General features: G+C 63.5%; 10 protein-coding genes. 5 read left to right on the top strand and 5 right to left on the bottom strand.

Going from position 1 to position 11836, the window contains the following annotated elements:
- Position 1 precedes the first annotated feature (1 nt).
- The 4 genes from purQ to grxD are packed head-to-tail and all read left to right on the top strand — an operon-like array spanning position 2 to position 3575.
- Positions 2 to 691, top strand: coding sequence for a phosphoribosylformylglycinamidine synthase subunit PurQ (purQ, locus tag GL4_RS08220; RefSeq protein WP_045366547.1), 690 nt, complete (start codon positions 2 to 4; stop codon positions 689 to 691).
- Positions 692 to 705: 14 nt separating this feature from the next.
- Positions 706 to 2913, top strand: a complete 2208-nt coding sequence (gene purL, locus GL4_RS08215) for a phosphoribosylformylglycinamidine synthase subunit PurL (RefSeq protein WP_045366545.1) — start codon at positions 706 to 708, stop codon at positions 2911 to 2913.
- A gap of 51 nt (positions 2914 to 2964) precedes the next feature.
- Positions 2965 to 3201, top strand: coding sequence for a BolA/IbaG family iron-sulfur metabolism protein (locus GL4_RS08210; protein ID WP_045366543.1), 237 nt, complete (start codon positions 2965 to 2967; stop codon positions 3199 to 3201).
- A gap of 23 nt (positions 3202 to 3224) precedes the next feature.
- A complete protein-coding gene (gene grxD, locus GL4_RS08205; RefSeq protein ID WP_045366541.1) occupies positions 3225 to 3575 on the top strand; it encodes a Grx4 family monothiol glutaredoxin in 351 nt (116 codons plus the stop codon).
- A 172-nt stretch (positions 3576 to 3747) separates the two neighbouring features.
- On the opposite strand, the gene rpsD is transcribed toward grxD, so the two are convergent.
- From rpsD to GL4_RS08190, 3 genes are all read right to left on the bottom strand, one after another.
- Positions 3748 to 4365: a 30S ribosomal protein S4 gene (gene rpsD / locus GL4_RS08200; protein WP_045366540.1), complete on the bottom strand. Its 618-nt coding sequence runs from the start codon at positions 4363 to 4365 to the stop codon at positions 3748 to 3750.
- Positions 4366 to 4580: 215 nt separating this feature from the next.
- A complete protein-coding gene (locus GL4_RS08195; RefSeq protein ID WP_156137468.1) occupies positions 4581 to 5255 on the bottom strand; it encodes a hypothetical protein in 675 nt (224 codons plus the stop codon).
- A gap of 95 nt (positions 5256 to 5350) precedes the next feature.
- Positions 5351 to 6172 (bottom strand): RNA methyltransferase, encoded by an 822-nt coding sequence (locus tag GL4_RS08190; protein WP_244462589.1) that lies wholly within the window; start codon positions 6170 to 6172, stop codon positions 5351 to 5353.
- Between the two features lie 94 nt (positions 6173 to 6266).
- Between GL4_RS08190 and GL4_RS08185 the strand changes: the two genes are divergently transcribed.
- On the top strand, positions 6267 to 7496 hold the full coding sequence (locus GL4_RS08185; protein ID WP_045369776.1) for an NADP-dependent isocitrate dehydrogenase: 1230 nt from the start codon (positions 6267 to 6269) through the stop codon (positions 7494 to 7496).
- Here GL4_RS08185 and GL4_RS08180 read toward each other — a convergent pair.
- Both GL4_RS08180 and alaS read right to left on the bottom strand, forming a co-directional pair.
- The gene (locus tag GL4_RS08180) at positions 7493 to 8668 is read right to left on the bottom strand and encodes a cyclic nucleotide-gated ion channel (protein WP_045366536.1); all 1176 of its coding nucleotides are present in this window, start codon (positions 8666 to 8668) and stop codon (positions 7493 to 7495) included. The two genes, GL4_RS08185 and GL4_RS08180, sit on opposite strands and share 4 nt — an antisense overlap.
- A 3-nt stretch (positions 8669 to 8671) precedes the next feature.
- Complete coding sequence (gene alaS, locus GL4_RS08175) at positions 8672 to 11407, bottom strand: alanine--tRNA ligase (RefSeq protein ID WP_045369774.1); 2736 nt, start codon at positions 11405 to 11407, stop codon at positions 8672 to 8674.
- Positions 11408 to 11836 lie beyond the last annotated feature (429 nt).

The following is an 11836-nucleotide window of genomic DNA, read 5'->3' as shown; positions in this document are numbered from 1 at the left end:
CATGAAAGCCAGCGTCATCGTTTTTCCGGGATCGAACTGCGACCGCGACGCGGCTGTCGCCTTGGAGCGCGCTATGGGGGCCGCGCCTCAGATGGTGTGGCACGGCGACTCCGAACTGCCGAAGAGCGACTTGATCCTTCTTCCCGGCGGGTTTTCCTACGGCGACTATTTGCGCTCCGGCGCCATGGCGGCGCACTCCCCCATCATGCGCGAGGTCGTACGCCGGGCCGAAGCCGGTACGCCGGTGCTCGGCATCTGCAACGGCTTCCAGGTTCTCACCGAGGCAGGGCTGCTTCCCGGCGTTCTGATGCGCAACGCGACCTTGCGCTTCATCTGTAAGGACGTGCGCCTGCGCGTAGAACGCGACGACACGGCTTTCGCCAGCCATTACAAGAAGGACGAAGTGGTGCGCATCCCGATCGCCCATAAGGACGGCTGCTATTTCGCCGATCCGGGCACGCTCTACATCCTGGAGAACGAGGGCCGCATCGCGTTCCGTTATTGTGAAGAGGACGGCGCAATAACCGACGCGGCCAATCCAAACGGTTCGACCGGCAATATTGCCGGCATCTACAACGACACCAGCACGGTGCTCGGCATGATGCCGCATCCCGAGCGGCTGATCGATCCGGCCCAATCTGGAACAGACGGCGCCAAGATGTTCTCCTCTCTCGTGGAGACTCTCCATTGAGCGGGGCGGCGGACGTGAAGCCGGAGACGCCAAGTCTCTCCGAAGAGCTTGTTGCCGAGCACGGCATCAGCCCGGAGGAGTACGAGCGTCTTCTGGAAGAGCTGGGGCGCGAACCCACGCTGACGGAGCTCGGCGTGTTCTCCGTCATGTGGTCGGAGCACTGTTCCTACAAGTCGTCGCGCGTCTGGCTGAAAAAGCTCCCCACATCGGGATCGCAAGTGATCCAGGGACCGGGCGAGAATGCCGGCGTGGTCAGTCTCGGCGACGGTCAGGCGGCCGTCTTCAAGATGGAGAGCCACAACCACCCCTCCTACATCGAGCCCTATCAGGGCGCGGCCACGGGCGTCGGCGGCATCATGCGCGATGTCTTCACCATGGGCGCGCGCCCCATCGCCAACATGAATGCGCTGCGCTTCGGCAGCCCCAGTCACCCGAAGACGCGGCACCTTGTTGCCGGCGTCGTGTCCGGCATCGGCGACTACGGCAACTGCATGGGCGTGCCGACCATCGGCGGTGAGACGAATTTCGATCCCCGCTACAACGACAACATCCTGGTCAACGCCATGTGCGTCGGGCTGGTCGATGCGAACCGGATCTTCAAATCCGCCGCGAAAGGCGTCGGCCTGCCCGTCGTCTATGTGGGCTCCAAGACGGGCCGCGACGGCATCCACGGCGCCACTATGGCCTCGGCGGAATTCGACGAAAGCTCCGAGGAGAAGCGCCCGACCGTACAGGTCGGCGATCCTTTCACGGAGAAGCTGCTGCTGGAGGCCTGCCTCGAGCTGATGAACGAGGACGTCATCATCGCCATCCAGGACATGGGCGCGGCGGGCCTGACCTCGTCGTCCGTCGAGATGGCGGACAAAGGCGGCGTCGGCATCGATCTCGATCTCGATCTCGTGCCGATGCGCGAGGAAGGCATGACCGCCTACGAGATGCTCCTGTCGGAGAGCCAGGAACGCATGTTGATGGTGCTGAAACCCGGCTCCGAGCCCGTGGCCGAGCGCATCTTCAAGAAGTGGGAACTCGACTTCGCCGTCATCGGCAAGACCACCGACACCGGCCATTTCGTGGCGCGCCACAACGGCGTGGTGGAAGCGGACATTCCCTTGCCCGCGCTGGCGCACGCGGCGCCCATTTACGAGCGCCCCTACGAGACGCGCGAGAAGCTGCCCACCATTGCTCCCCAGGACGTCACGGCCCCGCCCAGCATCCTGAGCGCACTGGAGCGCCTTATCGGCTCGCCGCACCTGTCCTCACGGCGTTGGATCTACGAGCAGTACGACCACATGGTCATGGCCGACACGGTGCAGCGTCCCGGCGGCGATGCCGGCGTCGTCCGTGTGCATGGCACCGACAAGGGGCTCGCCGTGTCCTGCGACGTGACCCCGCGCTATTGCGCCGCCGATCCGTTCGAAGGCGGCAAGCAGGCGGTCGCGGAGTGCTGGCGCAACCTCACCGCGACGGGCGCCAAGCCGCTGGCCATCACCGACTGCCTGAATTTCGGCAACCCCGAACGGCCCGAGATCATGGGTGAGTTCGTCGGCGCCATCGAAGGCATGGCGGAGGCCTGCAAGGTTTTCCATTTCCCGGTCGTGTCGGGCAACGTGTCGCTCTACAACGAAACCAACGGCGTCGCGATCCCACCAACGCCAGCCGTGGGCGGTGTCGGATTGATCGCCAACATCGCCGAAATGGCCAATATGGCGCTGAAGGCTGACGGGGATGTGATCCTGCTCCTTGGCCTCGAGACTGGTCATCTCGGCCAATCGATCTATATGTCCGTTATGGAGGATCGCCTGGATGGCGCACCGCCGCCCGTCGACCTCGCCAGCGAGCGGGTGATCGGCGACCTGGTCCGCGGCCTGATCAAGGCCGACACGGTCAATGCGGTTCACGACGTCAGCGATGGCGGACTGCTGGTGGCGATCGCCGAGATGGCGCTGGCTGGAAAGCGCGGCGTGGCACTGGAGGAGCCTCCGGAAGACATCCCCGCGCATGGCATCTGGTTCGGCGAGGATCAGGGCCGTTACGTGGTCACGGCAACGCCGGACAAGGTCGACACGATCAAGGATGTCGCGGCGGTTTACAGCGTGCCCGTGCGGGTGCTTGGGACCGTCGGAGGCGATACGATGACGCTGCCCGGCGAAGCCCCACTGCCGCTGGGCATGCTGCGGGCGGCGTTTGAAGATTGGTTGCCGCGCTTTATGACGCGGGGATAACATCGAGGTCCGGCGCTAAGACGTCCGGACCCCAGACTAGGAGTGACTGCAATGGCGATGGCCGCCACGGATATCGAGCGCCTGATTCTCGAGCGCTTCCCCGATGCGAAAATCGAGATCAAAGACCTGGCCGGCGACGGCGATCACTACGCGGCGTCCATCGTCTCGGAAGAGTTTCGCGGCAAGTCGCGCGTGCAGCAGCACCAGATGGTCTACGAGGCCCTCAAAGGAAACATGGGCGGCGTGCTCCATGCGCTCGCCCTGACCACGTCAGCCCCCCAGCAATAATCGTTCGAGAGAGGACACCAGCAATGACAGACCAAGCCGTCAACGACTGGATCAACAAGCAGATCGCCAACAACGACATCGTGCTGTTCATGAAGGGCACGAAGTCCATGCCCCAATGCGGCTTCTCCATGCAGGTCGCGCAGATCCTGAACCACCTCGGCGTCGAGTATGAAGACATCAACGTCCTGGAGGACATGAGCGTCCGCGAAGGCATCAAGGCCTTCTCCAACTGGCCGACCATTCCGCAGCTCTACGTGAAGGGCGAGTTCGTGGGCGGTTGCGATATCGTGCGCGAGATGTTTCAGGCAGGCGAACTGCAGGACATGCTCAAAGAGAAGGGCATCGCCAGCAACGCCGACACGCAGACGGCCTAGCCGGCGGACACGCATCCGAGACGTATTTCAAGGCCCGGGAGGTGCGGCTCCCGGGCTTTTTTGTATCCCGCGCTATCCTGCCGGAGCGGCGCTGACGGAGGTCACAAATGATTACGGCCTGACACCGGAAATCCGGTGCAGGCCGCAAAATCGTCTGGATGTGGCCGCGCGGTTAGCGCGAATAGAATTCGATGACGAGGTTCGGTTCCATCATCACCGGATAAGGAACGTCCGAGAGCGTCGGCACACGCGTGAACGTGGCGACCATCTTGCCGTGATCCACATCGACATAATCGGGCACATCGCGCTCGCTGCTCTGGGCAGCTTCCAGCACCATGCCGAGATCCTTCGACTTGTCGCGCACCTCGATCACGTCCCCTTCCTTCAAGCGGTAGGAGGGGATCGTCACGCGGCGGCCATTCACCTTCACATGACCATGCGAGATGAACTGGCGGGCGGCGAAAACCGTCGGCACGAACTTGGCCCGGTAAACGGCAGCGTCCAGACGGCGCTCCAGCAGCCCGATGAGGCGCTCGGAGGTGTCGCCCTTCTGGCGCGATGCCTCGTGGTAGATGGCCTTAAACTGCTTCTCGGTGATATTGCCGTAATAGCCCTTCAGCTTCTGCTTGGCGCGAAGCTGCTGCCCGTAATCCGATAGCTTGCCGCGGCGGCGCTGGCCATGTTCGCCAGGTCCGTACTCGCGCTTGTTCTGGGGGCTCTTGGGCCGTCCCCAGATATTCTCGCCAAGCCGGCGGTCGATCTTATGCTTGGCGTGAATGCGTTTCGTCATTCGTCAAGACTCCAGAGCCAAATCAGCTTTCCACGGGCGGTTCAAGTGCCCGCGTCTGCCGCAAAAAACCCATTGATGGTGGTTGATCGGGGACCGCCAAATCTGTCCGGCGGTCCGCACTCAGCCCTTAACGGCCGAGCCGAGCCGTTCTGTTACACGGAATACCCGGAAAATGTCAATTCCGCTCTCGGGGCCCATAGCGGTTCTTCCGCCGTTTATTGGGCCCCAGCCGAGGCCACATAGGCGTTGATGGCCGCCTCGACCTGCGCCTTCCGCTCCGGCGGGCATTCGGGCGCCGGCGGGAGCACCAGTTTCTGCGCCGGGCCGTCTCCCTCTTCGACGACCTTGTCCTGCCAGTCGGATGGGGCCGAATCGCGCTCGATCGGCACGGCGGCCTTGCCGGCGAAGAACGAGGTCGCGAACAGGTGCAGCGTCTCGATCATCACGATTTGCTCCTGAGTCCAGTTCTGCTTGCCCTGCTCGGCCGCCAGCATCGTCTTGAAATTCGCCTTGCCCAGCTCCGGAAGATCGCAGACATCGGCATAGGCGGATCGGGTCGCGGCCTGGATGACGCGGCGCGCGGTGTCCATCGGAATCAGGAATTTGGCCGGATCCGACTTGTCGACGTCGACCATCTTGCCGTCGGGGCCCTTGATGCGATCGGGAATGAGCGTGGAGGCGTAGATGGACATCGTGCGCACGCCACGATCGCTCAACCCACCGCCCTGGCGCGGAGCCGGCTTGCTGCGCTGTGTGAGTTCCTCCGCGGCGAGCGTCGTCATGGCCGGCTGGCCGTCAGTAGTCTGCGAAACCGCAAGCGCGGACGCACCACACAACGGCACCAGAAAAGCACCAATCACACCACCAAACTTTGCCCACGCAATTCTCATCGGACGCCCCTCTCATTATTCTGGCGGAAGCTACCATTGTTGACGGTCATCGCAACAGGAGAAACGGGGCGGAACTGTGACCGTCTCCGACGCGGCTAACCCTTTGATGCCGTTGGCCGCCTGGTGAACGCGGAGATGATTCCGCGCCATGTGCGGACATCCTGCTCCGTGCACTCCATCCGGTGAAACATGTTCCGGATCGAGCGGACCATGGTCGGCCGTTTCTCCGGCGGCCGCAAAAAACCGGCATCGTCGAGCGCCCCTTCCATGTGTTCGAAAAGACCGAAAAGCGCGGCCCGGCTCGCGGGTGCTGTTCCCGGCGTCGCCAACCCTTCCCGGGCAGGACCGTCGAACGTGGTCGCCCGGCCGAGGGCCTCCGGGTTGCCGCTCTTCATCCACTCATACGAAAACAGCAACACGGCTTGCGGCAGGCTGAGCGAGGCGAAGTTCGGATCGACCGGTGCGGTGATAATGGCGTCGGCCAACGCGATCGAGTCGTTGTCGAGACCATTGCGCTCGCCGCCGAACATGACCGCGCAGCGCTCGCCCGATTGCGTCCGCCTGCGGAGCATCGTCGACGCCGTTTCAGGGCTGAGCACCGGCTTGATCATCTCGCGCGGCCGCGCCGTTGTGGCCGCAACGTAGTGGCAGTCGGCCAGCGCCTCCTCGAGCGTCTCGAACACCGTTGCCGCACTCGCGATCGGCTCGGCCACGGCCGCGGCGGCAAGCGCTTTCTCGTTGGGCCAGCCATCGCGCGGGGCGACCAGCCGCAAATCGTGCAAGCCGAAATTGCCCATTGCGCGGGCGGCGAAGCCGATATTCTCGCCGAGTTGCGGCTCTACCAGCACAATCGAAGGGGGTGCGGCGCCGGCGCGATCATTCGTCAGCTTGCCGCCCGGGTCATTTGTTTCCATCATGGGCGGACGATGCTACAGGGAGCCCCGGCCCGCAATGGGCGGCGGCGCATTGCTTTCGGGCCCGGACGACACCCCAATTTTTGGAGATTGCTGCGTGGATAAGATCAAGGTTGAGAACCCCATCGCCGATTTGCATGGCGATGAGATGACCCGCGTTATTTGGGACATGATCAAGGAGAAGCTCATCGAGCCCTATCTCGACGTGGAGCTTGTACCGTTCGACCTCGGGATCGAACACCGCGATGCAACGGACGACCAGGTGACGGTCGACGCAGCACATGCCATCAAGGAATTTGGGGTCGGCGTCAAATGCGCCACCATCACGCCGGACGAAGCACGCGTGGAGGAGTTCAACCTCAAGAGAATGTACCGCTCACCCAATGGCACCATCCGTAACATCTTAGGCGGTGTCATCTTCCGCGAGCCCATTATCTGCAAAAACGTGCCGCGTCTCGTCCCTGGCTGGACCAAACCCATCGTGATCGGCCGTCATGCCTATGGCGACATCTATCGCGCGCAGGATTTTCGGGTTCCGGGCAAAGGCAAGCTGACAATTAAGTTCGAGGGCGAGGACGGCGAGGTTATTGAACGCGAGGTGCATACGTTCGAAGACTCAGGCGTGGCCCTCGGGATGTTCAATCTCGACAGCTCGATCCGCGACTTTGCGCGCGCCTCCATGAACTATGGCCTCGCCCGAAATATGCCGGTCTACCTCTCGACCAAGAACACGATCCTCAAAGCCTATGACGGGCGTTTCAAGGATCTTTTCGCGGAAGTCTACGAGACCGAGTTCAAAGACGCGTTCGCCAAAGCCGGCCTCACCTACGAGCACCGCCTGATCGACGACATGGTCGCGGCGGCGCTGAAATGGTCGGGCGGCTATGTGTGGGCCTGCAAGAACTACGACGGCGACGTCCAGTCCGACACGGTCGCTCAAGGGTTTGGGTCTCTCGGTCTGATGACGTCCGTGCTGATGACGCCGGATGGAAACACGGTCCTGGCGGAAGCCGCACACGGCACTGTCACGCGCCATTTCCGCCAGCACCAGGAAGGCCGCGCCACGTCGACCAACTCCACCGCATCAATCTTCGCTTGGGCCGGCGCGCTGAAGCATCGCGCCAAGCTCGACAACAACGAGGCCCTCGCCCGGTTCGCACGGACCATCGAGACCGTCTCCGTCGACACGATCGAGTCGGGCTTTATGACCAAGGATCTGGCTTTACTCGTCGGCGCCGACCAGGCTTGGCTCTCGACCGAAGGCTTCATCGACAAGATCGACCAGAATATGCGGGCGGCCATGGCCGGAGACGTCGCCGCGGCCTAGGCCTGAGCCTCTTCGATTTCGTCTTGTGCATCCGCCGCGCGGCGAATGCGGTCGAGCATCCCCGGATGGCGCCGCGATAGCCGGGCCAGGGCGCGATTGTCGAGCACGTAGAGCCGGCAACGGGTCGTCGCGACCACACTATGCTCGTGCCGCCGGTGCTCCAGGAGCGCCATCTCGCCGAAGATGTCGCCCTCCTTCAAGTCAATCGTCCGGTCCTTGTCGAGCAGAAGACGCGCTTCCCCACTCGCGAGGATGTACATGTTCTCGCCCACGTCACCGGCTCGCACGATGGGGACGCCCGGGTCGTAGCTCCGTGTGTCGAGCACCTTTGTGATGTCGGCAAGCTCGCCGCGGCTCATATCCGCGAATAACGGAATCCGGGCGACCATCGACCAGGTGGCCACGAACTGATGCCGCACGGATTCTTGGCTGAACCCCGTAGCGATGATCGCCACCGGCAATGCGAACATGCCGACGCCCAGGAGCATCACGACGCCGCCCAGCATCTTGCCCAGGGGCGTGATGGGAACGACGTCGCCGTAACCCACGGTCGTCAGTGTCGCCAATGCCCACCAGGACGCCGCCGGGATCGATCCGAACGCCTCGGGCTGCGCATGCCGCTCGAGAAAATAGATTCCCGTCGAGGTGAAGAGCAGCAAGATGAGCATGAGAACGAGCGAGCCGAGAAGCGCCCCGGACTCCTCCTTGCACACGTGGAACAGGGTCTGCAACGCGGGCGAGAAACGCGCGAGCCTGAAGAGGCGCAGGACACGCAGCAGCCTCAGGAAGCGCAGGTCCGCGGGAAACAGCCACGTCAGATACCAGGGCGCAAACGCCAGGAGATCGATGATCATGATCGGCCGGCTGGCGAAGACCGCCCGCGCGCGCCAAGGCGGCATGCGCGACAGAACCGGGATTTCGACAGAACTCCACACGCGCAGCGCATACTCGACGGTGAAGACCATCACGGAGAAAACGTTGAAGGCACGAAACCAGGCATCGTAGCGCGTGGCCAGTTCATCGACCGTCTGAGCCGCAAAGGCGAGCGCGTTCGCGACGATCAGGACGATGATGAAGCCGTTGACGATGTAACCGGCCGGATGGACGTCGCCGCCGAGTTCCAGAATCTCGTGGACCTTTCGGCGCCAGTGGCGCCAGCGGGCCGAGGTCATGACTTAGGCTTGTCCGGCGCGCCTGGAGGCAGAAGGCGCCGGTTCGCTCTCGGGCGCGGCCCCGAGTTGCGCGGCAATCGCCTCTAGCGCGGCGTCGGCCTTGGCGCCGTCGGGACCGCCGGCCTGTGCCAGGTCGGGGCGTCCGCCTCCGCCCTTGCCGCCAAGGATATCGGCGCCGACACGCACCAGGTCGACAGCGCTGTGTGCGCCCGTGAGATCCTCGGTAACACCGACGATAAGCCCGGCCTTCCCTTCCTCGCTCACGCCAACAACGGCGACGATGCCCGAACCGAGCTGCTGCTTCGCCTCGTCGACAAGACCGCGCAAATCCTTCGGCGCGACGCCATGAACCACGCGCGCCAGAAGCTTCGTGCCGCCGATGTCCCGGACGGGTGACCCGCTGCCCGCCTCACTGCTTTCCGGCCGCAGCGCCAGCTCGCGCTTCGCGTCGGTTAGCTGCCGCTCGAGCTTCCGGCGTTCCTCCACGATGGCGGCCAGCCGTTCGATCATTTCGTCCGGCGGGACTTTGAGAATGTCGGCGGCTTCGCGGACACGCGCGTCCTGAACGCCCAAGAACCCCCGCGCGGCCTCGCCGGTCAGTGCTTCCACGCGGCGCACGCCCGCGGCCACGGCACTCTCGCCCACGATCTTCAGGAGGCCTATATCGCCGGTCCGCGCCACATGGGTCCCCCCACAAAGCTCGATGGAATAGGCGTGGCCCGCCTTTTCGCTTTCCGGCGCCACGCCCATGGAAACGACACGCACCTCCTCGCCGTACTTCTCGCCGAACAGCGCGAGCGCGCCGCGGGCAATAGCCTCGTCCGGCGTCATCAGGTGCGTCTCGACGGCGCTGTTCTGTAGGATCATGGCGTTCGCCAAATCCTCGACGGCCTTGAGCTCTTCCGCACTCATGGGCTTGGGGTGCGAAAAATCAAAGCGCAAACGCCCGGGCTCTACGAGCGACCCCTTCTGCGCCACATGGGTCCCGAGGACCTGGCGCAAAGCCTCATGCAGCAAATGGGTGGCCGAATGGTGCGCGCGCGTCGCCGTCCGGCGTCCATGGTCCACGGACAGCGAGACCGTCTCGCCGCGCAGCAGCTTGCCCTTCTCCACGACGCCGTCATGGAGAAACAGGCCATGCAGTTTCTTCTGCGTGTCCGAAACCGAGAATACGGTTTCATCTCCGATCGACAGGGTCCCCTGATCGCCGACCTGGCCGCCCGATTCCGCATAGAAGGGCGTCTGATTGACAATGACGATGCCGTGATCGCCCTTTTCGAGCTTGTCGACGCGAGCGCCGTCTTTCACCAGCGCTACGATCTCGCCCGAGGCCGCTTCCGTCTCGTATCCGAGGAACTCGGTTGCGCCGACTTCTTCCTTGAGTTCGTACCAGAGTTTATCCGTGGCCGCCTCGCCCGAGCCGGACCAGGACTTGCGGGCTTCTGCCCGCTGCCGCTCCATCGCAGCCTTGAAGCCGGCCGCGTCCACGCCGATGCCTTTGGCTTTCAGGGCGTCTTCCGTCAGGTCGTAGGGGAAGCCGTAAGTATCGTAGAGCTTGAAGGCGATCTCGCCGGACAGCGTGTCGCCGGAAGAGAGTCCTTCCAGCGCATCGTCGAGCAGGCGCAAGCCGCGCTCGAGGGTTTCGCGGAAGCGCGTCTCCTCGAGCTTGAGCGTCTCGTCGATCAGCGCCTCGCCGCGCTGCAACTCCGGGAAAGCCCGTCCCATTTCGCCAACGAGCGTCGGGACCAGGCGGTGCAACAACGGGTCCTTCGCGCCCAGCATATGCGCATGCCGCATGGCCCGGCGCATGATGCGGCGCAGGACATAGCCCCGGCCCTCATTGGACGGCAGGACACCGTCCGCAATCAAAAAGGACGACGCCCGCAAGTGATCGGCGATGATACGATGGCTCGGCGCCTCAGCCCCTTCCGCCGGAACGCCCGTCAGATCGACCGACGCCGCGATCAGCGTCTTGAACAGATCGATCTCGTAATTGTCGTGGGTTCCCTGCATGACGGCCGCGATACGCTCGAGACCCATGCCGGTGTCGATCGAGGGACGCGGCAAGTCGATGCGATTACCGTCGGCCTGCTGCTCGAACTGCATGAACACCAGGTTCCAAATCTCGACGAACCTGTCGCCGTCCTGATCGGGACTGCCAGGCGGTCCGCCCGGCAGATGCGCGCCGTGATCGTAGAAGATTTCCGAACACGGCCCGCAGGGGCCAGTATCGCCCATGGACCAGAAATTGTCCGACCCCGCGATCCGCAGGATCTTGTCGTCGCCGAACCCGGAAATCTTCTTCCAAAGCTCGGCGGCCTCATCATCGTCCACATAGACCGTGACGAGAAGCTTCTCCGTCGGCAGCGCCAGGGTCCCGGTCAGGAAATCCCAGGCGAGCGAAATGGCCTGCTCCTTGAAGTAGTCGCCGAACGAGAAATTGCCGAGCATCTCGAAAAATGTGTGATGCCGGGCCGTATAGCCCACATTGTCCAGATCGTTGTGCTTGCCGCCGGCGCGAACGCACTTCTGTGAGGAGGCGGCCCGTAACGCGCTCGGCTTTTCCTGGCCGGTGAACACGTTCTTGAACGGCACCATCCCGGCATTGGTGAACATCAAGGTCGGGTCGTGCCGTGGCACCAGCGGCGCTGACGGTTCCACCACATGATCGTTGTCGGCAAAGTATTGCAGAAACGCTGCGCGCAACTCATTGGCGCGCGACGGTGCTTCGTGCCCAATCGCGGGCGCCTTTGCCGCCGTCTTGGCCGCATTCTTCTTGGACTTTTCAGCGCTCACTTCAGTAGCACCCGGTTTTGCAGCAGCCGATCTCGCAGCACCGATGCAGACGGCTCCGACTGACGCCTCTCCCTGGACGCACGGACCGGCTCCCGAATGCGCGCATGTCTGCTGCGAATAGCGACCCTACCCAACGACCGACCCTAACCGATTCTTCGGTCCAAGCCGCCTCACGACGCCCCATTCGGCGAGGGCCGACGGAAAAGACGATCGAGGCAGACATACGGTCTCGTTCCGCCCCTGTCCAGCAGTCACAACGAAGCGGGGCGCCCAAACTATTCGGGCGCCCCAGGGACACTGGGACGCCCGCAACCATCGCAATCTCCTATAGGATCCTGGCGGCCCCTTGCGGCCCAGCCGGACCTGGCGCGA

The organism is Methyloceanibacter caenitepidi (genome assembly GCF_000828475.1).
Lineage (GTDB): Bacteria > Pseudomonadota > Alphaproteobacteria > Rhizobiales > Methyloligellaceae > Methyloceanibacter > Methyloceanibacter caenitepidi.
This window is presented reverse-complemented; position numbering and strand designations above follow the sequence as displayed.